27 protein-coding genes, 2 pseudogenes and 1 riboswitch are annotated in these 25,390 nt (G+C 44.9%); of the genes and pseudogenes, 4 read left to right on the plus strand and 25 right to left on the minus strand.

Annotated features, from left to right (window positions below; genetic code table 11):
• Nucleotides 1–186, plus strand: a complete 186-nt coding sequence (locus QFZ78_RS09735) for a hypothetical protein (protein WP_171643455.1) — start codon at nucleotides 1–3, stop codon at nucleotides 184–186.
• Nucleotides 187–268: 82 nt separating this feature from the next.
• On the opposite strand, the gene QFZ78_RS09740 is transcribed toward QFZ78_RS09735, so the two are convergent.
• Both QFZ78_RS09740 and QFZ78_RS09745 read right to left on the minus strand, forming a co-directional pair.
• On the minus strand, nucleotides 269–445 hold the full coding sequence (locus QFZ78_RS09740; protein ID WP_164826760.1) for a hypothetical protein: 177 nt from the start codon (nucleotides 443–445) through the stop codon (nucleotides 269–271).
• 336 nt (nucleotides 446–781) lie between these two features.
• A complete protein-coding gene (locus QFZ78_RS09745; protein WP_307547047.1) occupies nucleotides 782–1,036 on the minus strand; it encodes a hypothetical protein in 255 nt (84 codons plus the stop codon).
• A 180-nt stretch (nucleotides 1,037–1,216) separates the two neighbouring features.
• On the opposite strand from QFZ78_RS09745, the gene QFZ78_RS09750 reads away from it, so the two are divergent.
• A complete protein-coding gene (locus tag QFZ78_RS09750) occupies nucleotides 1,217–1,483 on the plus strand; it encodes a hypothetical protein (protein WP_029192924.1) in 267 nt (88 codons plus the stop codon).
• Nucleotides 1,484–1,529: 46 nt separating this feature from the next.
• Here the strand turns inward: QFZ78_RS09750 and QFZ78_RS09755 are convergent, their stop codons facing one another.
• The 11 genes and pseudogenes from QFZ78_RS09755 to QFZ78_RS09805 all read right to left on the minus strand — a co-directional run bounded on the left by QFZ78_RS09755 (nucleotide 1,530) and on the right by QFZ78_RS09805 (nucleotide 12,613).
• On the minus strand, nucleotides 1,530–2,918 hold the full coding sequence (locus tag QFZ78_RS09755) for a cobyrinic acid a,c-diamide synthase CobB (RefSeq protein ID WP_307547048.1): 1,389 nt from the start codon (nucleotides 2,916–2,918) through the stop codon (nucleotides 1,530–1,532).
• Nucleotides 2,918–4,075, minus strand: coding sequence for a cobalt-precorrin 5A hydrolase (locus QFZ78_RS09760; protein ID WP_307547049.1), 1,158 nt, complete (start codon nucleotides 4,073–4,075; stop codon nucleotides 2,918–2,920). The genes QFZ78_RS09755 and QFZ78_RS09760 overlap by 1 nt, the downstream gene beginning before the upstream one ends.
• Nucleotides 4,072–4,848 (minus strand): precorrin-4 C(11)-methyltransferase, encoded by a 777-nt coding sequence (cobM, locus tag QFZ78_RS09765; RefSeq protein ID WP_307547050.1) that lies wholly within the window; start codon nucleotides 4,846–4,848, stop codon nucleotides 4,072–4,074. Before cobM ends, QFZ78_RS09760 begins: the two co-directional genes overlap by 4 nt.
• Nucleotides 4,849–4,852: 4 nt before the next feature.
• Nucleotides 4,853–5,560, minus strand: a pseudogene (gene cobI, locus QFZ78_RS09770) (precorrin-2 C(20)-methyltransferase); the annotation flags it as partial.
• Nucleotides 5,553–6,788: a precorrin-6y C5,15-methyltransferase (decarboxylating) subunit CbiE gene (gene cbiE, locus QFZ78_RS09775; protein WP_307547053.1), complete on the minus strand. Its 1,236-nt coding sequence runs from the start codon at nucleotides 6,786–6,788 to the stop codon at nucleotides 5,553–5,555. The gene cbiE and the pseudogene cobI, both read right to left, overlap by 8 nt.
• Nucleotides 6,785–7,915 carry a cobalt-precorrin-5B (C(1))-methyltransferase gene (locus QFZ78_RS09780; protein ID WP_307547055.1) on the minus strand — a complete coding sequence of 377 codons (1,131 nt, stop codon included), beginning with the start codon at nucleotides 7,913–7,915 and terminating at the stop codon, nucleotides 6,785–6,787. The genes cbiE and QFZ78_RS09780 overlap by 4 nt, the downstream gene beginning before the upstream one ends.
• A 5-nt stretch (nucleotides 7,916–7,920) precedes the next feature.
• Nucleotides 7,921–8,571, minus strand: a complete 651-nt coding sequence (locus QFZ78_RS09785; protein WP_307547057.1) for a precorrin-8X methylmutase — start codon at nucleotides 8,569–8,571, stop codon at nucleotides 7,921–7,923.
• A gap of 5 nt (nucleotides 8,572–8,576) precedes the next feature.
• The gene (cobK, locus tag QFZ78_RS09790) at nucleotides 8,577–9,353 is read right to left on the minus strand and encodes a precorrin-6A reductase (protein ID WP_307547059.1); all 777 of its coding nucleotides are present in this window, start codon (nucleotides 9,351–9,353) and stop codon (nucleotides 8,577–8,579) included.
• Complete coding sequence (locus tag QFZ78_RS09795; protein ID WP_307547061.1) at nucleotides 9,350–10,282, minus strand: sirohydrochlorin chelatase; 933 nt, start codon at nucleotides 10,280–10,282, stop codon at nucleotides 9,350–9,352. Before QFZ78_RS09795 ends, cobK begins: the two co-directional genes overlap by 4 nt.
• 19 nt (nucleotides 10,283–10,301) lie before the next feature.
• On the minus strand, nucleotides 10,302–11,996 hold the full coding sequence (gene cobJ, locus QFZ78_RS09800) for a precorrin-3B C(17)-methyltransferase (protein ID WP_307547062.1): 1,695 nt from the start codon (nucleotides 11,994–11,996) through the stop codon (nucleotides 10,302–10,304).
• A 141-nt stretch (nucleotides 11,997–12,137) separates the two neighbouring features.
• A riboswitch (cobalamin riboswitch) is annotated at nucleotides 12,138–12,339 on the minus strand.
• Nucleotides 12,340–12,382: 43 nt separating this feature from the next.
• Nucleotides 12,383–12,613, minus strand: a complete 231-nt coding sequence (locus tag QFZ78_RS09805; RefSeq protein WP_307547063.1) for a hypothetical protein — start codon at nucleotides 12,611–12,613, stop codon at nucleotides 12,383–12,385.
• A gap of 164 nt (nucleotides 12,614–12,777) precedes the next feature.
• On the opposite strand from QFZ78_RS09805, the gene QFZ78_RS09810 reads away from it, so the two are divergent.
• On the plus strand, nucleotides 12,778–13,356 hold the full coding sequence (locus tag QFZ78_RS09810) for a guanylate kinase (RefSeq protein WP_307547064.1): 579 nt from the start codon (nucleotides 12,778–12,780) through the stop codon (nucleotides 13,354–13,356).
• 67 nt (nucleotides 13,357–13,423) lie between these two features.
• Here the strand turns inward: QFZ78_RS09810 and QFZ78_RS09815 are convergent, their stop codons facing one another.
• From QFZ78_RS09815 to QFZ78_RS09825, 3 genes are all read right to left on the minus strand, one after another.
• Nucleotides 13,424–13,849: a hypothetical protein gene (locus QFZ78_RS09815; protein WP_307547065.1), complete on the minus strand. Its 426-nt coding sequence runs from the start codon at nucleotides 13,847–13,849 to the stop codon at nucleotides 13,424–13,426.
• A gap of 78 nt (nucleotides 13,850–13,927) precedes the next feature.
• Nucleotides 13,928–14,404, minus strand: coding sequence for an SRPBCC family protein (locus QFZ78_RS09820; protein ID WP_307547066.1), 477 nt, complete (start codon nucleotides 14,402–14,404; stop codon nucleotides 13,928–13,930).
• Nucleotides 14,405–14,412: 8 nt separating this feature from the next.
• Complete coding sequence (locus tag QFZ78_RS09825; RefSeq protein WP_373461110.1) at nucleotides 14,413–15,492, minus strand: MBL fold metallo-hydrolase; 1,080 nt, start codon at nucleotides 15,490–15,492, stop codon at nucleotides 14,413–14,415.
• A gap of 271 nt (nucleotides 15,493–15,763) precedes the next feature.
• Between QFZ78_RS09825 and QFZ78_RS09830 the strand changes: the two genes are divergently transcribed.
• The gene (locus QFZ78_RS09830) at nucleotides 15,764–15,859 is read left to right on the plus strand and encodes a YjcZ family sporulation protein (RefSeq protein ID WP_082615175.1); all 96 of its coding nucleotides are present in this window, start codon (nucleotides 15,764–15,766) and stop codon (nucleotides 15,857–15,859) included.
• A gap of 168 nt (nucleotides 15,860–16,027) precedes the next feature.
• On the opposite strand, the gene QFZ78_RS09835 is transcribed toward QFZ78_RS09830, so the two are convergent.
• The 9 genes and pseudogenes from QFZ78_RS09835 to QFZ78_RS09875 form a co-directional block, all read right to left on the minus strand.
• On the minus strand, nucleotides 16,028–16,261 hold the full coding sequence (locus QFZ78_RS09835; protein WP_307547068.1) for a helix-turn-helix domain-containing protein: 234 nt from the start codon (nucleotides 16,259–16,261) through the stop codon (nucleotides 16,028–16,030).
• A 39-nt stretch (nucleotides 16,262–16,300) separates the two neighbouring features.
• Complete coding sequence (spo0A, locus tag QFZ78_RS09840) at nucleotides 16,301–17,095, minus strand: sporulation transcription factor Spo0A (protein ID WP_307547069.1); 795 nt, start codon at nucleotides 17,093–17,095, stop codon at nucleotides 16,301–16,303.
• A gap of 233 nt (nucleotides 17,096–17,328) precedes the next feature.
• Entirely contained in the window at nucleotides 17,329–18,669 is a 1,341-nt protein-coding gene (spoIVB, locus tag QFZ78_RS09845; protein WP_307555596.1) for a SpoIVB peptidase, read from the minus strand.
• Between the two features lie 118 nt (nucleotides 18,670–18,787).
• Nucleotides 18,788–20,516, minus strand: a pseudogene (recN, locus tag QFZ78_RS09850) (DNA repair protein RecN).
• Between the two features lie 15 nt (nucleotides 20,517–20,531).
• Nucleotides 20,532–20,981, minus strand: a complete 450-nt coding sequence (ahrC, locus tag QFZ78_RS09855; protein ID WP_307547070.1) for a transcriptional regulator AhrC/ArgR — start codon at nucleotides 20,979–20,981, stop codon at nucleotides 20,532–20,534.
• 2 nt (nucleotides 20,982–20,983) lie between these two features.
• A complete protein-coding gene (locus tag QFZ78_RS09860; RefSeq protein ID WP_307547071.1) occupies nucleotides 20,984–21,436 on the minus strand; it encodes a hypothetical protein in 453 nt (150 codons plus the stop codon).
• A 198-nt stretch (nucleotides 21,437–21,634) separates the two neighbouring features.
• The gene (locus QFZ78_RS09865; protein ID WP_307547072.1) at nucleotides 21,635–22,468 is read right to left on the minus strand and encodes a TlyA family RNA methyltransferase; all 834 of its coding nucleotides are present in this window, start codon (nucleotides 22,466–22,468) and stop codon (nucleotides 21,635–21,637) included.
• Between the two features lie 36 nt (nucleotides 22,469–22,504).
• Complete coding sequence (gene dxs / locus QFZ78_RS09870) at nucleotides 22,505–24,391, minus strand: 1-deoxy-D-xylulose-5-phosphate synthase (RefSeq protein ID WP_307547073.1); 1,887 nt, start codon at nucleotides 24,389–24,391, stop codon at nucleotides 22,505–22,507.
• A 118-nt stretch (nucleotides 24,392–24,509) separates the two neighbouring features.
• Nucleotides 24,510–25,367 carry a polyprenyl synthetase family protein gene (locus QFZ78_RS09875; protein WP_373461111.1) on the minus strand — a complete coding sequence of 286 codons (858 nt, stop codon included), beginning with the start codon at nucleotides 25,365–25,367 and terminating at the stop codon, nucleotides 24,510–24,512.
• Nucleotides 25,368–25,390: the final 23 nt, after the last annotated feature.

The raw sequence follows: 25,390 nt of genomic DNA on the forward strand, positions 1-25,390 counted from the left end.
ATGGAGCTAAACATGAGCGCAGACGAAGTGTTAGGCCACATTGTACAGCTTCACAACACCGGAGAGTCGCTAGCCAAAAAAAATGTGAAGAAGCTGCATCCTGATCTTATGAAAAACGCCCTGTATTACTACCCTAGCTGGGAGCACGCCTTACAAAAGACAGGAGTGGGCAACATCATTCACTAAACATACATAGGATTGCACACAAAGAGCTCCGAAGGGGATTCATCCTCTTCGGAGCTCTAATTGATCAACGTTCCTTGCTTCGTTATTCAATAACTTCCCATTCAACTTGCACCATGCGATCTACCCATGTACGGATTTTTATTTCAATCGCACTTTCAATTTCTTCATCCGTCATTTCACCAAGTTTATATTCCGCTATTTCAAGTACATCCTGCTTAACCATTTCGCCCGACACAGCTAGTTGAATTTGAATACGCAAGCCCTCACCCTTTTCTAAATGAAGTGAATAAATAATATATAATTGAAAAGAAAACTTTCCATTGCAGCTAGGCAACTGATTACTTACAATTAACAAGAGCAACAATCAAATTTGTAAGAGGAAAAGAGGAATCCCAATGTCCCGAACCCAAGCACAAAAAAATCGACAACGAAGTTTACGCGAAGGCAAGCTCGATCCTGCTATCAATCGACTGCACTGGCATGGAGTCAACCCCGTATCCAGAACGACGCCTACACTGAAACAATTACTAACTAAACAAAATCATAAACACAAAACAAGGAATTTGAACCATTCGCATGGGGACGATTCCTTTTTTCATGCTTCATTTATCTCTTTGATTGTGATTCCTTGTTCGGCTGCATAACGGACTAACGCTTCTCTTTCCGCACGACGAAACGTATAGTTACAGTCAAACCCGTTAAAGAACAGCTTCCACTCCTTCACAACGCCGTTATCTCCCAGCTCTAACTCCGCTACATATAAGGAATCAGGTTCATCTTCAAACTGAAGGCCGATGTGGAGCTGTACCTTCCCTTCAGTCATTTCCTGCTCACAATAGTCCATAATCACGCGTGTAGGTCCTCCTATTGAATTAAATCTTTTTTATTTATATAATATACTAATGCGCACAAGCTAAACAACGAGGTGAGACTTTGATCTCCGATCAATGATCCCTAACGACAATGCTAGTTTATGCTTTAAGCTTACGTAGAAAGTTTTGCTAAAGCAAAACTCTTAGGAGGAATTACAATGGCATACGATCCGCAAGTAGTAGATGCAACAATAGTTAGTGATAATAAAAAAAATGGTCTTTTCGAAGTCGTTGTCTCACTGAAAGACCGCAACAAATGCCGTCTTTTCTTCGAAAGAGATTCCGAAACCGGTATCGGCAAAGTGACTGATTTGAATAGATTGATGAAAGAACCTTGCCCGATTTGCCGCAAAGATTACCTTTGCAACTGTCTTGACCGCTATAAATATTCCATTGCGGATCAAGCTCTAACCTTCATAAAATAACGGCATGACGAAACCCCCTAGCTAACTCGGCTAAGGGGTTTCATTGTTAGTTACGACTTTGTTGATACTGCTTACACGCATGAATCCATTCCTTCACCATGCTCGGATTTGATGCGAAATGCAAATGTGTATAACCGGCAACAAGATTCCCGTTGAGATACCCATCTGCTTTGGTTCCAAGCCGGCCCTTCGATAGAAAGGCAGCTTTCACATCCGCACCCTCATTCACTTGAAAAGTTGAATAATGAAATTCATGGCCGCGAGCCTCTTCACCTGCAGGTAGCAAGAAGTTCTCTTCTACACCTGTAGCCTCGCGGTAACCTAAAGCTGCTAACTTTGTCTGCATCGTGACTTTTCCGGGGATCAAGCCAACCATTGGAAATTCAATTCCTGTCGTATCTACAATTTGTTCCGTGAGGAACATAAATCCACCGCATTCAGCGAGTGTCGGAATACCTTCCTCAATTCGGCAGCGGACAGAGGCCTTAACCCCTTCTTCGGCAGCTAATCGCTCGGCGAATTCCTCGGGAAACCCTCCACCAATATAAAGTCCATCTGCATCAACAGGAACCTCTTCACCTGCAAGCGGCGAAAAGAATACACATTCCGCACCTCCTGCCTCTAACAGTTCCAGATTTTCCGGATAATAAAAGTGAAATGCGGCATCTTTCGCAATCGCGATTTTAACTCGTTTAGGTGCCTCAAATTGATCATTGCTAGTAAATAAAACGGGCTTGCACTCTATTGGCTCAGCTTTGGCTAAATCCAATAAAAGGTCCAAATCTATATGTGACGTCACTTTTTCAGCCAAAAGCTCAAAAAAAGGTCGGAGCTCGCCTCGCTCAATCGATGGAACCAGACCTAAGTGCCTTTCAGGAAGTTCAATGTTCGTGTCACGAGGCAAATAACCAAGGACAGGAACACCGCATTCCTGCTCGATAGCTTGCTTAACCAACTTATAATGCCCTTCGCTGCCTGCTCGATTGGCAATGACACCTACAATGTTATCGCCTTGACCAAACTGCTGATAGCCTTTCACGATCGCAGCGGCACTTCTTGCCATACTCGCAATGTTGACAATTAACACGATCGGAGCACCTAGTATGCGTCCTATATCCGCTGTACTGCCTTCATCAGTGAGTGGGTTTTTGCCATCGAACATCCCCATAACACCTTCGATAATCGATATATCTGAAGCTTGACTTCCGCGGTCAAATATTTCCTTCACCGCTTCACGCCCAGTCATCCATGAATCCAAGTTGCGTGAAGGCCTTCCCGTCACAGCCGAATGATAGGTTGGATCGATATAATCGGGACCACACTTAAATCCCTGAACCGTAATTCCTCGTTTCTGTAACGCAGCCATAATACCGATGGTCAAAGTGGTCTTCCCTACACCACTTCCTGTGCCTGCAATCACAATCCGCCGATCCATCACAAGCCACCTCGTTCGAATGAAGCAGAATCAGTAAAGTCGAGTAATCCCACAGAAATTGTGACATTTCCTGATTTTTTCTTAATTAAAGTTAGTTTGTCTTGGCCCGTGTAAAGCTTAACAGCCGGCTCACTTACTGCATACGCTCCTGTAAACTGATACACAGTCTCAGAAGGTTCCTCGATGGTCACTGTATTCAACTCTTCAGGTGTATAGGTGATGAACTCCCAGCCGTGATTACGCGTAACCTCAAGCAAGCCTACTTCGTCCTTCTTCAAATCGATCGTGCAAACGGCTTTCACGCTTCGTATGGAAAATGAAAGCTCTTCAAGTGCTACTTGTATGACTTGTTCAATTTCATCAGCTGGAGTTCCGCGGTTACAGCCTATTCCGAGAATGATAACTTTCGGCCTGTACAGTACACCATTAGTTAGAATGCTTTCCTCCTCTAGCCCCAGAAGTCGATGCGTGATGAGCAGGACGGCATTCGGCTCGCTTGCTCGACCATCCGAAATCGATGTGAATCGCCTAATATTAGCGGGTATAGGTCGCTCATGCGTCCACCAATTCGGTTCACCCGATTCCTGAATAACAGCAATTCGCTCTTCATTAACGACAGCAGCGCTGACCGGGGTCAGTTTATCTGCCGAGTCCCAAACCCAGCCGAAACGACGGCCGAAGAGATCGACAGGAATCGTTTTCTGAACATCCGATGCCGTCGTAATCACAGCCCTTGCATCAATAGCAGCTGCAACCTCATGAGTTAGCTCATTCGCACCACCCAAATGCCCAGAAAGCATGCTGATGACATGCTCCCCATTATCATCAATAACAACAACACCAGGATCTTTCTTCTTATCTTTCAATAATGGAGCAATCATACGAACAACGGCACCTAGGGAAATTATGATTATAAGTCCTTGGTAGGCGGGAAAAAGTGCAGGAAATAATAAACGAACACTACCCTCGAACATTTGTATCGAGCGCTGCTCTTCATCACCTTTGACGAACTTGCTCATGTAATAGACATCCGTGCCGCTCATTTGCTCATTCAGCTTACGTGCAATCTCGACACCATGCTTCGTAATAGCTACGATTGCATAGTCATTTTGCTGTCGTATAACAGGAATGACTCCCTCTTGAAGACTAATCGTCATGGCTTAATACCTCTGCGGAAGCGGTGTGTAAATGATTTATCGTATAACTTGGAGCGATACTCCTCTTTGCCATGAATTTCCGGATCCAGCGCCCAGCCTGCCAGAATCATCGCATGCGAACGGATACCAAGGCTCCGCATATCCTCTTCAAGCTTTCCTACTGTTGTACGAACTATTAACTGATCTGGCCAAGTAGCACGCTGAACGACCGCAACAGGTGTCTCCTCGCTCCACCCCGCCTCTATAAACTCGCTAACAACTTTCTTGATTAAAGTTGCACTCAGGAACAAAGCGATTGTACAATGATGTGCGGCAAGATCGCGCAATTTCTCAAGCTCCGGCACTGGCGTTCTACCTTCTGCTCGAGTTAGAATAACCGTTTGGGTAAGATCTGGAATCGTGAGCTCTGCGCCAACAGCCGCGGCTGAAGCAAAAACAGAGCTTACGCCTGGAACAATTTCATAGCCAATGTTTTCTTTACGCAGCAAAGCGATTTGTTCCATCGTTGCACCGAACATAGCCGGATCTCCGGTATGCACGCGCACGACCATCTTCCCCTGTTTAAGGCGGTCGACTATGATGCCAACCATTTCCACCAATTCCATGCCGGAGCTTTTCAGCACTTCAGCTTCAGGCTTCGCCTTAGCGATCAACTCTTCATTCACAAGAGAGTCTGTATACATCACAACATCTGCTTGTTGAAGAAGTTTTAGGCCTTTCACAGTGATCAAATCCGGATCTCCCGGTCCCGCACCAATAATATAGAGTTTCATCTATTTTTCTCACCACCATCAAGGTTAAATATTCTAATTCTCGTCCTTGCAGCTCTTCCACATTACGCCAAATTTCTTCCTCTGAGGAAGTGACTTTGGTTAAAACGGATGCTTTATTCACGAGTCCGAGATCGTGAAGTACGGATAACATCAAATCTATCACTTTAGCAACCTTGATGAACACGACACAATCATGTTCTTCGATGGCTTTGCGCATCTTGTCGTAGTCGTCCATAGCCGGGACGATGGCAATTTGCTCATCACCATCCGCTAAGGGGATGCCCAAACGGGAAGCAGACGCGTTAATGGAAGAAATCCCTGGAATGGAGACAGCCTTTACTTCAGGATGCCGTTCGTTCATAAGCCGCATCAAGTGAATATAGGTGCTGTAAATCATCGGGTCGCCCTCCGTCACGAAGGCAACATCTTTCCCTTGCACCAAATGTGCCCAAACACTTTCAACAGTCTTCGTCCACTGCATTTCAAGCGCTTCTTTATCCCTTGTCATGGGAAAAGTGAGCCCCATCATTTCTTTTTGCTCCGTATTCACATACAGCTCCGTAATCGCTAGCGCATAGCTCTTCGCTCCACGCTTCTTTCTTGGATAAGCAATGACCGGACATTCTTTTAACAATCGAAAAGCCTTGACCGTAATTAATTCCGGATCACCTGGGCCAACACCCAAACCATACAGCGTGCCGAGATTATTCATCGCCTGTTCCTCCCTCAATATCTGTCTGCTTGCGCTGCGCTGTGATAATGTAGATCGGATTCAGTGCGTCGAATCGTTTCATATGAAGGATAGGCTTGCTGCGCGATACTTGTACAAGCGATATCTGCGTAATGAAACCGACTTTCGCAAACGTCTTATCGGCCTCGTATAGCGTCTCTATCGTCGCTGCATTCAACACAATCCTGCCATTCGGTTTCAGTCTAGCAGCACAAATTTCTAGCAGCTCTTGCATCTCTCCACCGCTTCCGCCAATAAAGATGGCATCCGGATCTGCAAAGGTATCGAGACCCTTTGGTGCTCTGCCATGGACAGCCGTAAGATCAACACGAAACTTGGCGCTGTTTTCCAGGCAATTTTGGAGATCGTCTTCGTTTTTCTCAATGGCAAATACGGCACCCTCACGAGCTATGCGTGCCGCCTCAATGGCTATTGATCCTGTACAAGTTCCAATATCCCATACGACACTATCCACTTGTAGAGCTAATTGACTGATACTTAATACGCGAATTTCTTTTTTGGTTATTAGTCCTTTATCCGGTTTGCGTTGGGCGAACTGATCATCTTCAATGCCAAGCGGCCAAACAGGACCTGGGCCTTGTTTTTTCAAAATAACCACATTGAGCGGTGCAAATGTTTCCGTGGCCAGCTGGTCCAAATCGTACCAACCATAGCGTTCTTCGGCTCCGTCCAAATTCTCTGCCACAAAGGCACGATACTCGGTCATGCCAAAAGAAAGCAAATAAGCCGCAATCGCACTCGGTGAATTCGATTCATCCGTGAGCAGGGCCACTTTTTCCTTCCCGTCTATTCGCTGCGCCAAGCCCTTGATACTCCGTCCATGAACGCTTGTGATATAAGCATCGTGCCAGCTTTCCCCCATCCGGGCAAAAGCCAGTTGAATCGAGCTAACAGCCGGATAAATGTGCACACCTTCCAGCTTCTTCTCTATATAACCGCCAATCCCATAAAAAAGCGGGTCGCCCGAAGCCAAGATGACAACGGAACATTCTTCTTTCTGAAGTTTTCTCATGAGCTCTGGCAAGCTGCCTTTTATGACGATCTTCTCGCCTTTATATTCAGGAAAAAAGGCAAGATTCCGCTCTCCGCCAACAAGCAATTCACTTTCATTAATCCAGTTGATATATAAAGGGAGCAGGCTCCCTTGTCCGTTATCGCCGATACCTATCACTTTCACGCTTCTACTCATTCGTATGTCAACTCTCCATTCTCGCTTCGCTTCACCATCGCCGATTTCCCTAAGAGTTCGGCTTTCATCGAAATGATCACTGTTTCTATGAAATCAAACCCGTCTCTCGCAACCTCTTCTAGTCCAGCTAAGTTGCAGCGCTCACATAGCCGCTCAAAATATCGCAATTTCCCCGTAGAAGCCATTAAATCTCCAACCTGTGAAGCTGTGTTGGCACCTCTGATTTCTTCAACAAGCGCATCGGACGCTTCCGATTCGATCGCGACCTGCGCAAGAAACCCAAAATCAACCGGAGCGCTCTTCGAATGCACCATCATCACACCTTGTGCCACCTTAGAGAACTTGCCCATCATGCCCACCAACGTCACCTTACGAATGCCTTGTCTTTGGGCTTGTATCAGAGCAAACCCCACGAAATCGCCCATCTCGATAAATGCCTCCTCCGGAAGCTCGGGATACATGCTAATCCCGAATACTTCCGTCCGGCCGCCGGTCGAGAGCACGAGATGCTTGCAGCCGCATTTCACGGCTACGCGAATCGCCTGTGCAACACTGGCCTTGTAGGCCGCACTCGAGAATGGCACCACCGTGCCACGGGTACCGAGAATCGAGATGCCGCCGAGGATGCCAAGACGCCCGTTCAGCGTCTTCTTGGCGATTTCTTCGCCGGCGGGCACAGATACGAGCACGTCTACACCGTGCGCGATCTCGTAATGGTCAAGCACTTCCTGCACGGTTTCGCGGATCATTTTCCGCGGGACCGGGTTGATCGCCGCTTGACCGATCTCAACCGGCAGGCCGGGCTTCGTCACGCGCCCGACGCCAATGCCGCCATCGATGCCGACGCCAGGCTCGGCACGGAAGCTTACGCGCACGATGATCTCCGCACCGTGCGTCGCATCGGGATCATCGCCGCCGTCCTTAATGACGGCGGCTTCGCCCCACAGCTGTGTGAACGTGCAGCTGTGCAGGGCAAATTCAACCGTCTCCCCGATCGGGATACGGATATGCACGTGCGTTTGTGGCGCTTGCTCGATGAGCGCCACTAGTGCTGCTTTGGCTCCTGCGGTTGCGCAGGAGCCGGTGGTGTAGCCGTGGCGCAGGGGCTTGCCCGGTTCTTCCACCATCGGCGCTACTCCTTACGCGTCGCCATAATCGACAGCGCGTTGACTGCTGCAACGGCAACGGGACTGCCGCCTTTACGGCCAACGTTCGTGATGAACGGAATGTCCAGCTTGGCTAGTTCATCCTTCGATTCCGCTGCGGAAACGAATCCAACAGGCACACCGACGATGAGCCCCGGCTTCGCAATTCCTTCTTTGACGAGTCGAATCAGCTCCAGCAGGGCTGTCGGTGCGTTCCCGATGGCATAAATAGCTCCATCTGCTTCCTTAATCGCTTTGCGAATTGAAATAATCGCCCGTGTCGTGTTCAGACGCTTGGCTTCCTCCATGACATCCTTATCCGAGATATACACTCTGACATCGCCGCCGAATTGCTCAATACGCGGCTTACTAATGCCGACTTGTACCATCTGAACGTCAGCCACAACGATTTTACCAGCCCGAATGGCTGCAATACCTGCTTCGATTGCTCTCGGGTGAAAAACAAGACTGCGTCCTAATTCAAAATCCGCTGAAGCATGAATCACACGCTGTACAACTGGATATTGCTCCGGAGTAAACGTATGCTCGCCTAATTCTTCTGTAATCATCTCAAAGCTTTTCTCTTCAATTTCTTGTGGTTGTACCGTTAATGGTTTAAAATCCGTATGAAAATCCATCCTATTTAGCCCTCCTTATGAATGCTATCGTTTATAAATTGTATAACGCCTTGAAAGTCAGAATAGAGCGTCCCATATTCAAGTTCAGGTCTGCCTATCACAATACTCGGAATACCCATTTCCAGCGCTGCTTCAAGCTTCTCATCCACCGCTCCGACTTTCCCGCTTTCTTTCGTTATCATCAAGGTAACTTTGTAATGGTCATAAAGAGCTTTATTTAACTCTTTGGAAAAAGGGCCTTGCATAGCCACAATATTTTTCTGCTCAATACCCAGTTCTTCACATTTCTCCATATTATCTTGGCGAGGAAGCATCCGCGCAATGAGCTTCGTATCGGGAAGCCCAATCAGACGATCAGCAAAAATCTTCAACGTTTTGCTGCCGGTAGTCAGCATAATGCTGCCGCGCTTTTCAGCCGCTAACTCTGCAGCCTGTTTATAATCATCAACCGTCGTGATGAGCGTTCCCTGCTCGATGGACAAGCTTTGACGTTCGAAACGCACATAAGGTACAGCAGCCAGTTTAGCAGCCGCCATCGCATTCTTCGACGCTTCCTCAGCAAACGGATGGGTCGCATCAACAACCACGCGTAAGCCTTTATCTTGAATTAGCTGGTTCATATCTTCCGCGGTCAGGCGACCTGTGAGTACTGGAAGCCCTTCCGCCTCCATGCTCTTCGCTGCGCTTTCGGTCACAACTGTTGTGAGAACAGCATATCCTTCTGCGCGAATTCCTAACGCCAGCTCCCTAGCGTCACTCGTACCTGCAAGAACGAGAATCATCGTCTGTCACCTCTTGAATGAGCATGAACATGGTCATGATGATCGTGATCGTGGTCATGCTCGTGTTTGTGATCATGGTCGTGATGGTCGTGATGGTGATGATCGTCATGATGGTGATGATGATCGATATGCTTCATCGCCTCTAGACGATATTGGCACATGTCGCAGTTCATCTTCACTTCATCCTGAAGCGCTTCCTGCGCTCGTCCAATCAGAATCTCTTGCAGCAGTGGATGGAAGCCAAAATAAGGAGCCATCTGGAATTGTTTATCTGGATATGTCTCCCGATATCCTTGAACCATTTGATCCATACGTTGAATCAAAACGCCTGTGAACAGGAAATAAGGCAAAATGATTACCTTCTTCGCACCGAGCAGCAAACAGCGCTCAATCCCATCATCCATCAGAGGTGCTGTAACTCCAATAAAGGCTGTTTCCACCCATTTTACCTGAAGCTTCTCCCAGAATAAGCGAGAGATTTTAAACAGATCGCTATTCGCGTCTGCATCACTGCTTCCACGCCCAACAATAAGTAAAGCTGTTTCACCTAAGTCCTCTTTCACTTGAACTCCGAGATCTTCTACCCTGGAGGATAAAATATCGAGAATTTGTTCGTGTACCCCAATAGGTCTGCCGTATGTAAATTTCACAAAAGGATATTTTAATTTCGCATCATCAATAGAAGATGGGATATGAATTTTCGCATGCCCGGCCGCAAATAAGATAATCGGAATGACCACGATATGAGTAGCCCCTATTTCTACACAGCGATCAATTCCTTGCATGATCGTTGGTTGAACAAATTCTAGGAAACAGGTCTCTACAATTTGCTCTTTCATCTTACTCGCTATTTCCGAAACAAAGAGGCGAACTTCCTCGTTCCCGCCTTCTTCCCGACTCCCATGACCCACAAATAAAACAGCATTCATCCTTTATTTCCCCCTAATTCTAATCGCCGCAAATGGCATTTTCGATAACGAAACCTACCATTTCTTGATGGCGGTAGCCTTCAATTTCTTTAACACGCTTGAAAAATTTATGAAACCGTTCATTCGGATGTCCTTCTTTTTGGTAACGTTCTACAATCCTGCCAACTAATTCGACAAGCTCCCCAGGGTCAATTCCTTCTGCAACGGGCTGAGCCGCATGCGCATTTCGACCTACCGTTTTTCCGCCAAGAAATAGATCAAATTTCTCTTTACGGTAGACGATGCCGATATCTTGCTGAACAGCCCCATAACAAGCCATTCCACACCCATTGAACCCAATTTTCAACTCTTTAGGTACTTCTAGATGGCCAATTCGGTGATGGATGGCTTCCGCATAAGGAATAGATTCACCTTTTTCCAAATTACAAAAGTCGCATGCTTTGATTTGCGCAACATCGCCAATCGGAGACAACAATAAACCAAGTGCACTTAGCTCGGATGTAATCTGCTTAGGGTTATCGGTTTGCACACGAACAATCAGTTGATGATGCGGTGAGTATTCAATATCTCCACGATCCCCAACAATCTCGCCTAACGCACACAGTTGGGCTGCTGTTAACTTTTTATTCGCGATTCCGGGGCTTACTGCAAACTCAAAGATAGATTGGGTCGCATTCAGCTTATTGTCAAATTCAAAAGGCAACTCTTCATTCCCTTTGGATACTAGCTGCAAGGCTTCTATTGCAAGCTGTAAGGAATTACTAGGTGACAAAATCGGTGATGACTTCAGCTGTGAAAGATCTCTATTTTCAGTAATCTTATCATCCAAGAGTTCATCTTCATCGTCGAACTCCCCCATGGATTCATCCCAATCCTGCTCATCCAATTGTTCCAAAGCCCAAGGCTCAGCCTCGGATTTCAACCTTTGATGTGGTTTAAGCGGCTGTGTTTCGGCCCCTAATGTGTATTTCCGCTGATAACCGCGCGGTGTAATCATGAGACCGTCATACAGCTTGGTTGCGGAATTACCAATAATAATGGTCGTTAACATGCCAATATCATGATTCAGCATATCAGCCAATGTCGTCACAACAACATGCTCGCGATCTCGATACGCGCTTTTGACAATCCCAACAGGTGTTAAAGGAGAACGATACTTAAGGAGAATGCGCTGAGTCTCAACGATTTGTCTGGTCCGTCTACCGCTTCGCGGGTTATAGAGGGCAATAACGAAATCAGCCATCCCTGCTGCATCAACCCGCTTCGCTATCAGCTCCCATGGTGTAAGATGATCACTTAAGCTAATCGTGCAAGAATCATGCATAATTGGAGCGCCTAGCAGAGATCCAGCCGAATGAACAGCTGAAATGCCAGGAATCACTTCTACTTGAACGCCATCCTCACGGGTCCAGCCTTGTTCCATCAATACCTCATAGACAAGACCGGCCATCCCATATACCCCGGCATCTCCACTGGAAATAACGGCAACCTTCTTCCCCTGCTTGGCTTGCCGCACAGCCTCTTGCGCACGACTCACTTCTTCCGTCATGCCTGTTCGAACTACTTGCTGTTCGGTTAACAGACCTGAGATAAGATCCACATAGGTGTTATATCCGATGATAACTTCACTTTCCTGAATCGCTTCCCTTGCACGCTTCGTAATATGTTCAAAACTCCCCGGCCCAAAGCCAATAATGAGCAATTTTCCTGACAATTTGCATCACCCTTCCCCGTAATTACACAAACAAAAAAAGCATCCCTAACATAAGTCATGTTAGAAACGCTTGGTAAATTACTACAGTTAATAAAACCAGAAGTAACCGCTCTCTAACACTCCCTAATTCCACGTAGGGTAATTGTGTTGTTGAATTAGGCAGGTCTCCTGACTTAATCATCCCCTTGCACCTTCCCAGGTTGTTACCCAGTGGCATGTTGCAAGCAGTTTCCGTAATAAACGGCGATTTTTACAGTGGCGGGTCCGTGCCGGTATTTCACCGGTCTTCCCTTTTAACCATACACCCGAATGGATCTATGGCACCTAATTCCTTTGATATGCAATTACGATCATCCTAACCATCTATCGATTGGGTTGTCACGTATTTATTCATAGATGGCCTGGTAGAGTCCTTCCATCAAACTCTGGTAACTGCTTGGTTCAAAGGTCATCTCGGCAAAAGAAACATGAATGACCTTGTTGATCGTTTTAACAATAAAAAAACTATCCTCCCCACGCTCCGGGTCAATATAGGTATAGCACTCTAAGTGATTGGTTCCGGTTTTTTGACGTAAAAATTCCGTTGCTTCCGCACTCAAACTCGCATATTTAGGCATAGTTAGATCCCTTTCCATTTAAACGATGTGATGCTATCTATTATAGCGTATTTTAACCCTTTGATTCCTATCAAAACGAGAAAGTATTTCTTTAATTTTCAGAATTTTCGTACTATAATGAATCTATCAAGATATCGCTTTCATTCTATGAAGGAGGAATTGATATGAGCAGTCATGAAACGAATGGATTGGTGTTTGTCTTTACTGGCACTAGCGGTTCTGGTCGTAAAACAATTGCCCATCACATTGCCAAAGAGCTTGGTTTCTCATCTGTCGTCTCCTACACAACTCGAATACCTAGACCCAAAGAAATCAACGGGAAGGATTATAATTTCATCTCACGCAAAGTGTTCATCGATAGTGACATTGCAGGTGAATTTTTTCAAACTGTTGAAATTGACGGGAATTTCTATGGGATCAAGAAAGCGGACATCGATGAAGCGCTTCGCAAAGACGGACTTATCTATGTCATTGTGAATCGTTATGCAGCTAATCGTTTCAAGTATACATTTGGAGATAGAGCTATCCGCTTGTTCATCTATGTCAACAAACAAACGATCATGGAACGCATGCTTGCTCGAAATACGCCTACTGACGTCATTGACCACTACATGAACCACTACATAGAGGAAGTCTCCTACCGCAAGGATTGTGAGTATGTTTTTGAGAATATGAATTTACAAGAATCGATCGACAAGGTGAAGGCAACCATGCTCGCTCACATGCAAACTACAACAAGTTAAGTGTGCTTATAACGCCAAGAGACCCGGTGATCAACATCACCGAGTCTCTTTTTTTACGATCCAACATTCATTTTAATGGGGCTTTTTTCCTCTTCAAGGCCACGAAACCGCCGAATAGTGAAACCGGTACGATGACGACAAAACCAATCAATTCGTACCATAACGGAATGCTATCATTGGTTAACATGGAATCAAATCCGATTGCAGCGCCGATGACACCAATAATGGCTGCATTGAAATATTCGGCGCGCTTCGCAACCTTTGCGGCGATGTATCCGCCAAGAAACGACCAGAACAAACCAACTACCAAAAGCAAAAGTAATAGGCCTACATTCGAATATATAACACTTACATTCTGCTCATCCACCGGGCGATTAGCAAAATATATACCGCCAATTAACGCAGTCGATATTAAAGTCCCCAAGTTATCAACCGCTATACCAAGCAGTACACCCAGAAAATGAAATTTCCGTTCACTTTTTTGTTCAACCATAGATTCTTCTTCTCTCCTGATCACTTCGATCTACCAGCCTTATCCATAATACCATGTGGCCGCTTTAGTATCCAGTTCTTACCTTGCAGAGCTTGCAGAGTTCGCAGTCTCTTCGGCAATCTTCTTCACGTAGTTATTGCGCTTTTCAAGAAATCGAGTCATATATTTTGCTAAAAACAAGTGATCGGCAAGCCTCCCCAATCCTCCAAGAGGTGAAGTGTAATCAAACGTATCCACCATCAAAGTGCCTTGCTCTACAGGTACAAATTCATGTGTATGACGAAATCGCTTGAACGCCCCTCTAACCATTTCATCTACAAAGTAATACGGCTTCACCATCTCTGTAATCTGGGCAGTCAATTGCTGCTTAATACCTAAATGATAAGCTTCCCAAGTCACTGTTTCTCCATGCTCAATCAACCCCTGTATCCTGCCTGCTATCGCTCGTTCCTTCGTATGAGAGGTTGATTCTGCATGGATATCTATACTCCTTGCCAAATCAAAACACACTTCAATAGGTGCATGAATAAGTAACTCCTGTCGTATTGTTGGCATTGAATCCTCTACTTCCACCAAGTTTCTATCGGATAATCCGCGGCATTCACAATAACAGTTTGACCTATTTTCGGTGTGACAATTGACACTTTACTAGCATGCGCTGCCCTTGTAGCACGCTCTACCGGATCTGTCCAGTCATGTAAGGCCAGCGTGAATGCTCCCCAATGTATCGGTATCATCAGCTTCCCTTTCACATCCATATGGGCTTGAACCGTTTCTTCCGGCATCATATGAATATCAGACCAGCGATCATCGTATTGACCGCACTCCATCAGAGTAAGATCGAACGGACCATACTTAAGCCCAATTTCTTTGAAATGAGGGGAATACCCACTATCGCCACTGAAGAAGATGCCCGCCTGCTTTCCTTTGATCACCCACGAGCACCATAAGGTAGCACCGCGATCCGTCATACTTCTCCCCGAAAAGTGTATAGCTGGCGTACAGGCCAACGTTAGACCTTCAAACGTAAACTCTTCCCACCAATCATACTCTTCGATCTTCTCAGGCAGCACCCCCCATCTGATCAGATGATCGGCAACCCCAAGCGGGACAAAAAACTTGTTCACTTTATGCTTTATTTTCATTATCGTTCCATAATCCAAATGATCATAATGATCGTGTGACAAAATAACAGCATCAATCACGGGCAGCTGCGCTATTTCAAAAGGCAATCCACCGCTATATCTTCCCTTCCCGAACCATGGAAACGGCGAAGGAGCTTTCCCGAACATGGGATCTAATAATAGGGCTTTGCCATCAATCGTTAACAAGGAAGCCGAATGACCAAACCAAGTCACTTTTGTTTCCAGATCCTTGGTCAAATTAGGGTTTTCCATCGCAAATTGCGTCTTTGGACGTCGATTAGGACTGCTTTTCGAAAAATCAAGCAAGATCCCCACCGTATTCCTGAAGCCCATATTCATCATGGTAGGAACAGGGTTTTCGAATTTCCCATTCAAATACTGAGAGGATCGAGAGAATACGCGAGCCTTCTCCTTCGATGGTTTCCGACCAAAAACAGGATAAACATTCATAAAAAGTACAATAACGCACATAATTCCCACTACGATACTCGTCAATATAAGTAACAACTTCTCTGCCTCCATGCTTAAACGTATTGGAATAGTCTTTTATGACTAGATGTATTAACGTAAATCCACATCGTATGGTTCCAAGATTTGATTAACAACCCTAATTCCAAGCATGGGCAATGCTCCTTAATCGGCTAGAAAGTCACATTTTTTTTCAAGATTAGGGACAATAGCACAATCAGTCGATTCGCCCAAACATTCCTCAAAAATAGTCATAAGCTATCTCGAAACACAAACCACTTTCAGTTGGAGGTTGATTCGGATGAGTTGTGGAACTGGCGTAGGTTATACTTCTTCAGCAGCAATCTTGGTACTATTCATTTTACTGGTTATCATCACTAGCGCTTTTGTTTGGTAATTTAGAAAGCAAATACAGAAGGACTACCAATCATCATAGGTAGTCCTTCTGACATTCCCCTCTTCCGTCAATGTCAATGATATCAAAGAATTGTTCATTGTAAGTTTTTAATAAACTAAAAAGAACGCTCTGGATAAGAGCGCCCCTTTTTGATATATAGTAGTACGGTCATCCATTCAAAACGTTAGACTCAATCGTGACCAATTCATACAAATCATTCACGTCACACCCCAAGGTGTCAGCGATAGATATAGCAGACTTAAGCGGCATGATTCTTTTGTTTTCAACAAAGTCGGTAATCCGCTCTGGCTTGTATAGCAAAGTTCGAGCGAGTTCAAAGGCAGTCATGTTGGATTCAATTAATCGCTCACTAAGCAGGCAACGACCGAGCTCATATTTCATTCTGATGACCTCCAAGACACTACAAAGATTCTAACCCTCTCAAGAAACCTTATGCTCGATGCGAAGCTTATCTGCCACCATCGCGATGAACTCCGAATTTGTCGGTTTGGACTTCGAGATGTTAATCGTATATCCGAAAATAAACGAGATGGAATCGATGTTGCCGCGCGTCCAAGCAACTTCAATCGCATGACGAATGGCGCGCTCAACGCGGCTTGGTGTAGTCTTGTACTTCTCAGCAATAGCTGGGTACAAAGTTTTGGTGATCGCACCAAGGATTTCGATATTGTTGTATACCATCGTGATCGCTTCGCGAAGATATTGATATCCTTTAATATGCGCAGGAACGCCAATTTCATGTATGATGCTGGTGATATTAGCATCTAAGTTTTTACCTTTAGGCATATGTACAATATTTGCTCGTGTTGTTGAAGTCGTTGCGGAAGCTTGATTGTTACCAACAAGCTGGCGAATTCGGTTCGTTAGCGTATCCATATCAAAAGGCTTGAGAATGTAGTAAGAGGCTCCAAGTTGCACAGCTTTTTGAGTGATATTTTCTTGTCCAAAAGCGGTTAGCATGATGATTTTCGGTTGTGTGGGAAGATTCATCTCACGCATTTTCTCAAGTACACCCAGACCATCCAAGTGAGGCATAATAATATCTAAAATGAGTACATCCGGCAAATCACGTTGTTGTTCAAGAAAACGAAGAACCTCGTTACCGTTGTACGCCACTCCTACAATTTCCATATCCTCTTGCTCACCAATGAACTCTGATAATAAATGGGTAAACTCACGATTGTCATCTGCTAGTAACACTTGAATTTTTTGCAACTTAAAATCCTCCTTTAGCTACTCATACAAGTTGGTATTTCTCTCTTAAGTAAAGGTATTCGACACCCCAACTTAAATTCCTTCTGTCGAATATTATTTTTCTTTTCTTTTAATTCACTTTCTTATATAATAATATATTTATCTTCTGTTTCCAACATTTTTCGACATATTCACATAAAGTCGTGTTTTTCCTTGTAGAATGAGGTTAAAATAACATAAAGAATCAAAGGCTTCTAGCTCGCCTTTGATTCTTTGTGAGAGGCTCCTGAAGAAGGTCTAAGGATAATACCTGAGTCCTGAAGCATCCATTCTATGAAACAACCGTAACCACTTGTAGGATCATTTACAAATACATGTGTAACGGCTCCGATTAACTTGCCATTCTGGATAATAGGGCTGCCACTCATCCCTTGAACAATACCGCCTGTTTTATCTAATAATCGCGGATCCGTGATTTTAATCACCATACCTTTTGTCCCTGGTATGTCTTGTTTGGATACATGGACAACTTGAATGTCAAATTTCTCGACCTTCTGTCCTTCCACAACCGTATAAATTTGAGCAGGGCCTTCTTTCACTTCTTCAGCGAAAGCAACAGGTATGGCTTCTTTATCCAAACTATGGTCAGGAGCAGCATACATTTTTCCAAAAATACCAAATGCCGTGTTTCTTTCGATATTACCAATCACTTTACTATCTTTGTACAAGGTAGCATGTTTCTCACCTGGATCTCCGTTATGACTCTTAGAAATAGAGGTGACATTAGAATACACAATATCGCCGTCACCAACGATGATTGGCGTTTGGGTATCCATATCCGTGATAACATGTCCCAATGCCCCGTATACGCCTTGATCTGGTGCGTAGAAGGTTAGAGTACCAACACCCGCAGCTGAATCCCGAATGTACAGACCTAAGCGATAGGACTTATCTACGACGTCATAGACGGGCTGCAGCTTCACAATAATTTCTTCATTGTTACGAAGGATTTTTAGCTCCAGCGGTGTTTTGTTTTCTCCGGATTTGGCAACAAGATCAGCAACTTTACTAACATCCTTGGAATCTTTGCCATTGATCTTAGTAATTAAATCACCTACTTGAATTTTCGCTTCTTCACCAGGTGAAACTTTTTGGTCTTGGGCAACAGTTACTAAATGATGACCTACGACCAAAATACCGGCAGACTTAATTTTCACACCGATCGTTTGACCACCTGGGATGACTTTCAAATCCGGCACTACATTGACCTTAACTGTCTTGATGGGGATTGCACCGAATAGCTTGAGCTTCATTTCTGTTTGCCCAGAGTGATCGGATTGCAACGAGATGGGTTCTTTCAAATTAACTTGAAATGAGTGCTTGGCATTGCCGTTTACCTTTACAATATCCGTATCTTTTACCGTGACTTGGGCGTTGACCGGCATTGTTAATTGGAGCTGCTTCCCCTGACCGCTGAATAAGCGAAGTTCCTGAGGGAAGGAGGCAAAGCTTTGAAAAGGCGGAGACAAACTTACCATACAAACGAAGAAGACGAGCAGGAGTCCGAACAATCTTTTTCTTTTGCTGGATTGCAATATCTTCACGCTCCTTCACACTTCCTTGAGCCCTGACGATTGTCGTCGTCAAATGCGTACCTTTAAGTTAACCCCACTCTCCCCGTTTTATAACTGAAAATGCTGACTATCTATACTTTCATGCCCTTGCTTTCTTATTTCTTGCCATGGCAAGCATTTCCCCTGCATGATGCAGTGTGGTTTCCGTCACTTCGACACCGCCAAGCATTCTCGCTAATTCCTCAATTCGTCCAGAATCAGGCATATCTTGAACACGTGTAAACGTTCGTTCTTGATCCACTTCTTTCCGAATATAGAAATGAACATCAGCGAAACTAGCCACTTGTGGTAAATGTGTAATCGAGAAAACTTGGCAGTTTGTCGACAAAGTAGATATTTTTTCTGCAATAGCTTGCGCCGCGCGGCCACTTACACCTGTATCCACTTCGTCGAAAACAAGTACAGGAATTTGATCAATACGTGCAAATATTGTTTTCATCGCGAGCATAATACGAGAGAGCTCCCCGCCAGAAGCAATTTTACTAAGACCGCGTAAAGGCTCTCCAGGATTGGGTGCCATGAGAAACTCAATTTGATCGATTCCTTGCCGTGAGTACCGTACTTTGTTACCTTCAACAAGAATGCCTCGTTCGTCAAGTGTTTGTTCCACTTGTACACGGAACTGCGTGCGTTCCATCTGTAGATCACGAAGTTCATGCTCAATTTGACCTGCAAGCTGTTCAGCAATTCCTTTGCGCAAATTGGAAAGATCCAAAGCCGCCACGCCCAACTGCTTTTCTTCGGCCGCAAGCTTGTCCTCTAATTTGCGAATATGCTCATCTTTATTTTCAATGGTATCGACTTCGCTTTTTATTTTATCCAAATAAACGAGTATTTCTTTAATATTCTCTCCATATTTTCGCCTAAGAGACGTGATCATATCTAATCTTTGTTCAATAAAATCCAAACGTGAAGGGTTAAACTCGATGCCATCTCGATAGTCGCGCAGTTGATAAGCTGCGTCTTCCATCTGATAATAAGCGGATTGCGCCTGCTCAAGAAGAGGACTTAGCTTCGTTGGATCGAGTTGAACGATATCCTGAAGTCTGGAAACTGCCTTTCCGGCCGCATCTAAGCCACGGTTCGTGGCATAGAGGAAATCATAAGCCTCGGAAGAGCTTTGAAATAATTTTTCCGCGTTAGCCAATTTTCTCTTCTCTTCGATTAAGGTCTCATCTTCCCCCATTTTGAGCTTTGCAGCCGAAATTTCATCGATTTGAAAACGATATAAATCTAGCATTTGAAGCGCCTGTTTGCTTGTTTCTTGAAGCTCTCGCAGCTCTTTTTGCAGCTTTATATATTGATCATAGCTAGCTTGATAGTTTTTTTTCGCAGCCTCAACTTCAGAATCACCGAATAAATCAAGAGAATGAATATGTTCATCTACATTCAGCAGGGATTGATGCTCATGCTGACCATGAATATTAACCAGCCACTCTCCCGTTTTACGAAGCATTGTCAAGTTGACAAGCTGACCATTAATTCGGCTGGAGCTTTTACCCGTTGCGGTGATTTCTCTACGAATGAGCAAATGCTCACTGGCATCTGCACTTATACCGAGTTCTGTAAGCGTATGCCAAACCGGATGCGAGGATGGTAATTCAAACATTGCTTCTATCTCTGCTTTGTCTGCACCGTAACGTACCAAACTCCGAAGATCCTCTGCCGCCAACAATGAGAGTTAAAGCATCGATGATGATCGATTTACCTGCACCTGTTTCGCCTGTTAGGACATGAAAACCAGCTTTGAAACGAATATGTACATGTTCAATAACAGCCAAATTACGAATCGAAAGTTCTGTAAGCATGTGCTCCTCCTGAAATTAAGATAGTAATGACATGACTTCATTTACAAAAGTAAGGCTGTTCTCTTTGCCGCGGCAAATCACAAGAATGGTATCATCTCCGCAAATCGTCCCCATGACACCGCTCCATTCTAGATTATCAATAAGTGCGCAAATCGTGTTTGCCGTACCTGGCAAACATTTCATCACGACAAGATTGTCGGTATGGTCAATGCTAACAAAATGGTCACTCAATGCTCTACGCAGTCTTTGCATCGGATTAAATCGCTGATCGGCCGGCATGGAGTACTTATATCGGCCATCATCCAAGGGAACCTTAATCAGATGAAGCTCTTTGATATCGCGTGAGACTGTAGCCTGTGTCACATGAAAGCCAGCAGCCCGAAGAGTCTCCACCAATTCATCCTGTGTCTCAATCTCGTGGTTCGTGATAATCTCTCTGATTTTTACATGCCTTTGACCTTTCATCCTTACACCTCTATATGAAATGTGATTTTTTTAATTTTGTTTAGAGCCATATCCACATATAGCACGCCGTCAGCTTCTGGATATATCAGACTATAGGCTAGCAGCATATCGCGAACAGCGCTTCCTGTCATTTCTAGCGGTTTACGTTCCTTCGCTACTTTCACGAGGTAAATTTGTTCATCTTTCTGGGCAAAATAGTCGATGAATAATCGGCTTTCCAGCTGTTCTCTTTCATTAATCATCATGCTGATGGGAATTCTGGTTTTACCGGCAAGCACATCGAAGCCAGCTCCTTCAAGCAGCTCCACGACTTCATCCTGTGGTATTTCGGAGTGTCTAGGAATCCTTCTTCGCTTCTTATTCGGTCCGTCTAGCCACCTTTTGAATCGCCAAAAGATAATGCCTACAACTATGATCAGGATTAACAAAATGACTTTAACATCGCCTTGTTCCATGTCCTTCACCTCGCCATAGTATTCGCGGATTTACCTGGAAAATCCTTTTTTATGAAGTAAGGATAAACGATTCCATCGTCCCTTAGGGACGAGTGCGTTTGTCAAGGTAGATGCAAAGCAAAAGTATGAACCTGATACTTTCCTATCTACTGAAAAAACCCATCTCTGGGCCGCAAAAAGGCGTTCTCAAAGATGAGTTTATTTGCCATGCAATTTTTGTGCTTCTTTGACTGTCACTGCAATCAAATCTTTCAGAGAAGAAGCTTCAGCAAGAGAGGTATCCTCAGCCGCATCACTAGACCAATAGGCAAGGAATTCAATATTCCCTTCCCCTCCTGTGATTGGTGAGTAGGTCAGCCCTTTCAAGCGAAACCCTAACTCTTCTGCAAAAGTTAACACAATGGTCAACACATCCACATGCACATCAGGGTCGCGAACAACACCGGATTTGCCAACTTTCTCTCTACCCGCCTCGAACTGAGGTTTAATGAGGGCAACCACTCGTCCCTGATCTAACAAGATCTCTTTCAGTGGCGGTAAAATAATACGCAGCGAAATGAAAGAAACATCAATGCTTGCAAATGTAGGACGTGGTCCGTTCAAATCCTCCATTTTTGTATAGCGAAAATTCGTTCTCTCCATAACATGAACACGTTCGTCATTACGAAGCGACCAGTCCAATTGATTATAGCCAACATCGACAGCGTACACAGAAGAGGCGCCATTTTGCAGAGCACAGTCTGTAAATCCGCCTGTCGAGGCTCCAATATCAAGCATAACTGCTCCATTTAAATCGATATCAAATTGCTTCAATGCCTTCTCTAGCTTAAGACCGCCTCTACTCACATAAGGATGAAGCGCACCTTTCACTTTCAAAACAGCCTTCCTGCTGATCTTCATACCCGCTTTATCTACAGGTTCTTCATCAGCAAAAACAAGGCCTGCCATAATGGCGGCCTTTGCCTTTTCTCTGCTTTCAAAATAGCCTTGTTCAAGAAGCAATAGATCCAATCGTTCTTTATCTGATGACATTGTGTTTATGTTACTCCTATTCTTATCATCCATAGCCTAAGCTCGTTGTCGTTTACGTGGCACTAGCTTCTTCACTTCAGTGATTAAGTTTTGTGTGGTAAGTCCAACTTCTTCTCGCTGTTCCTTCACGCTTCCATGCTCAACGAAGTAATCCGGGATACCCATTATTTGCACGTGTAATCCTACGACACCTTTGGCTGCGTAGAATTCTACTACACTGCTGCCAAGTCCGCCTTGGATAGAACCTTCTTCCATCGTAATGATTGGAATGGACTCACTTGCTAGCTGGAGTAAGTAAGCTTCATCAAGCGGTTTAATGAAACGTGCATTGACAACGCGAAGGTTGAAGCCTTCTTTAGCTAATTGTTCGGCTGCCTCTTCGGCAATCTGCACCATTGGTCCGACTGCAAGTACAGCAGCATAATCTCCGTCACGCAATGTCTCCCATGTACCGATTGGAATCGCTTTTGGCGCTTCAACGATACTGGATCCCGTTCCGCTGTTTCTTGGATAGCGGTATGCGATAGGTCCATCATTGTACTCAAGAGCAGTCTGCATCATATCTCTTAATTCACGTTCGTCCTTAGGCATCATAAGCACCATGTTCGGCAGCGAACGTAGAAACGAAATATCGTAAGCACCATGATGGGTCTCGCCATCTGGACCCACAAACCCTGCACGGTCAATAGCAAACGTAACATTCAGCTTGGGACGGCAAATATCATGAACGACTTGATCGTAAGCTCGCTGTAGAAAAGTGGAATATACCGCAAATACGGGTTTCAAGCCTTCACTTGCAAGACCTGCACATAGTGTTGCCGCATGCTGCTCCGCAATCCCAACGTCAATCATCCGATTGGGGAACTGCTTCGCGAACTTCAGTAACCCAGAGCCTCCAGGCATAGCTGGAGTAACAGCAACAATTCTGGAATCCTTCTCAGCGAGCTCGATTAACGTATTTCCAAAAATTTCTGTATACATGGGAGGCCCTACGGATTTAAGCACCTGTCCTGATTCGATCTTGTAAGGTCCTGGACCATGCCAACTGTGCGAATCCTGCTCAGCTGGTGTATACCCTTTACCTTTGGTCGTTACGACATGAACGAGCACAGGACCATTGATCTTCTCTGCCTGTTTAAGCGTATCGAGTAATACCGGTAAATTATGTCCGTCTACAGGCCCAATATAAGTGAACCCTAATTCCTCAAACCAAACACCGTTTAACACAAAATATTTGAGACTGTCCTTCAGCTTTTCCGCGGTTTTGGCCAAGGTGCCGCCGATGGCAGGAATTTTCTTAAGTAAATGTTCAACTTCTTCTTTGGCCTTCAAATAATGACGATCCGAACGAATTTTGCTCAAATAATTATGAATAGCCCCGACATTGGGCGCAATCGACATTTCATTGTCATTCAGAATGACCATAATATTTTTCTTCTCATGACCAATGTGGTTCATTGCTTCTAACGCCATACCACCGGTAATCGCCCCATCACCAATAACGGCAACAACTTTATTATGTTCACCTTTTAGATCACGGGCCATCGCCATTCCCATTGCGGCTGACAGCGAAGTACTGCTATGCCCGGCTTCCCAGACGTCATGTTCACTTTCAGAACGTTTCACGAATCCACAAAGTCCCTTGTACTTGCGCAGGGTATCGAATTTATCTTTGCGACCGGTTAAAATTTTGTGTACGTAAGCTTGATGACCCACATCAAAAATAAATTTATCATACGGGCTGTGGAACAAGGTATGTAAAGCAATGGTGAGCTCAACCACACCTAAATTGGAGGACAAGTGTCCACCTGTAACAGACAGCTTCTCAATCAGAAATTGACGGATTTCACCAGCCAATGTCTCAAGCTCCGTCAAGGATAAACGCTTTAAGTCCTCAGGCCGATTGATTTGTTCGAGCAGCACGCTTGTTTCCTCACTTTCAATGTGAAAATACTGAGATCGATTTCATCATTATATCATAAATTGGGTATTTCGTGTAAAACCACATAAAAGCAGGGGGAATCATACACGCAATAAAGGATTAATGATCCCTCTTCATTAAGTAATCCGCCAGTTGGAGAAGCCTCTCAGGGTGCGCAATCTGTGCACGAAGCAGTGCTTCTTTGGCTTGACTCGTTAAATCCTTGACCTTCTGCTCCGAAGCTTCGATCCCGATAAAAAAGGGATACGTTACCTTCTGCTGCTTCTCATCGCTCTTCACAGGCTTACCTAACTTCTTCTCATCACCGATGATATCCAAAATATCATCCTGAATTTGAAAAGCAAGACCAATGGCATTGCCGAATTCACTAAGGGCACGAAGTTGCGCTTCCGTTGCGCCGGCAATATGACCGCCTGCACGTAAGGAGAAAACAATGAGATCACTCGTCTTATGGGTATGAATGAAAGCTAATTCTTCAAGCTTTGTAATGCCTTGCTCTCCGAGCATATCAGCGGCTTGACCGCCAACCATTCCTCTCGCTCCTGCATAAATGGCAAGTTCTTCTGTGATGGCCAACACACGTTCTGCTGGAATGCCATGTCCTTTATGTGCCTGCGTAATGCTGAAGAATGCTTGCGTCAGCAATGCATCGCCAGCTAGTATGGCCATGGCCTCACCGTATACCTTATGATTCGTCAACTTGCCTCGGCGATAATCATCATTATCCATTGCTGGCAAATCGTCATGAACCAGGGAGTAAGTATGAACCATCTCAATGGCTAAAGCTACAGGCATTGCTGCCTCTAGGGAACCCCCTAGTACTTCAGCTGCTGCTAGCACCAGAATGGGGCGCAAGCGCTTGCCACCAGCCATTAAGGAGTAGTTCATGGACTCACGTAGAGAACCAGGAACGTCCCATGCTGCAGGCAGCGCTTGGATTAAAGCCGCTTCGACCATGTCTGCATGGGAAGCTATATATT

It is taken from the genome of Paenibacillus sp. V4I5 (assembly GCF_030817255.1).
Lineage (GTDB): Bacteria > Bacillota > Bacilli > Paenibacillales > NBRC-103111 > Paenibacillus_E.

Bases quoted from the DNA above. Each gene is read 5' to 3' on its own strand.
- QFZ78_RS09735 (WP_171643455.1), top strand. From the start codon at position 1: ATGGAGCTAAACATGAGCGCAGACGAAGTGTTAGGCCACATTGTACAG.
- QFZ78_RS09750 (WP_029192924.1), top strand. From the start codon at position 1,217: ATGGCATACGATCCGCAAGTAGTAGATGCAACAATAGTTAGTGATAAT.
- QFZ78_RS09755 (WP_307547048.1), bottom strand. From the start codon at position 2,918: ATGGATCGGCGGATTGTGATTGCAGGCACAGGAAGTGGTGTAGGGAAG.
- QFZ78_RS09760 (WP_307547049.1), bottom strand. From the start codon at position 4,075: ATGACGATTAGTCTTCAAGAGGGAGTCATTCCTGTTATACGACAGCAA.
- cobM (WP_307547050.1), bottom strand. From the start codon at position 4,848: ATGAAACTCTATATTATTGGTGCGGGACCGGGAGATCCGGATTTGATC.
- cbiE (WP_307547053.1), bottom strand. From the start codon at position 6,788: ATGAGTAGAAGCGTGAAAGTGATAGGTATCGGCGATAACGGACAAGGG.
- QFZ78_RS09780 (WP_307547055.1), bottom strand. From the start codon at position 7,915: ATGGTGGAAGAACCGGGCAAGCCCCTGCGCCACGGCTACACCACCGGC.
- QFZ78_RS09785 (WP_307547057.1), bottom strand. From the start codon at position 8,571: ATGGATTTTCATACGGATTTTAAACCATTAACGGTACAACCACAAGAA.
- cobK (WP_307547059.1), bottom strand. From the start codon at position 9,353: ATGATTCTCGTTCTTGCAGGTACGAGTGACGCTAGGGAGCTGGCGTTA.
- QFZ78_RS09795 (WP_307547061.1), bottom strand. From the start codon at position 10,282: ATGAATGCTGTTTTATTTGTGGGTCATGGGAGTCGGGAAGAAGGCGGG.
- QFZ78_RS09805 (WP_307547063.1), bottom strand. From the start codon at position 12,613: ATGCCTAAATATGCGAGTTTGAGTGCGGAAGCAACGGAATTTTTACGT.
- QFZ78_RS09810 (WP_307547064.1), top strand. From the start codon at position 12,778: ATGAGCAGTCATGAAACGAATGGATTGGTGTTTGTCTTTACTGGCACT.
- QFZ78_RS09815 (WP_307547065.1), bottom strand. From the start codon at position 13,849: ATGGTTGAACAAAAAAGTGAACGGAAATTTCATTTTCTGGGTGTACTG.
- QFZ78_RS09820 (WP_307547066.1), bottom strand. From the start codon at position 14,404: ATGCCAACAATACGACAGGAGTTACTTATTCATGCACCTATTGAAGTG.
- QFZ78_RS09830 (WP_082615175.1), top strand. From the start codon at position 15,764: ATGAGTTGTGGAACTGGCGTAGGTTATACTTCTTCAGCAGCAATCTTG.
- QFZ78_RS09835 (WP_307547068.1), bottom strand. From the start codon at position 16,261: ATGAAATATGAGCTCGGTCGTTGCCTGCTTAGTGAGCGATTAATTGAA.
- ahrC (WP_307547070.1), bottom strand. From the start codon at position 20,981: ATGAAAGGTCAAAGGCATGTAAAAATCAGAGAGATTATCACGAACCAC.
- QFZ78_RS09860 (WP_307547071.1), bottom strand. From the start codon at position 21,436: ATGGAACAAGGCGATGTTAAAGTCATTTTGTTAATCCTGATCATAGTT.
- QFZ78_RS09865 (WP_307547072.1), bottom strand. From the start codon at position 22,468: ATGTCATCAGATAAAGAACGATTGGATCTATTGCTTCTTGAACAAGGC.
- QFZ78_RS09875 (WP_373461111.1), bottom strand. From the start codon at position 25,367: ATGGTCGAAGCGGCTTTAATCCAAGCGCTGCCTGCAGCATGGGACGTT.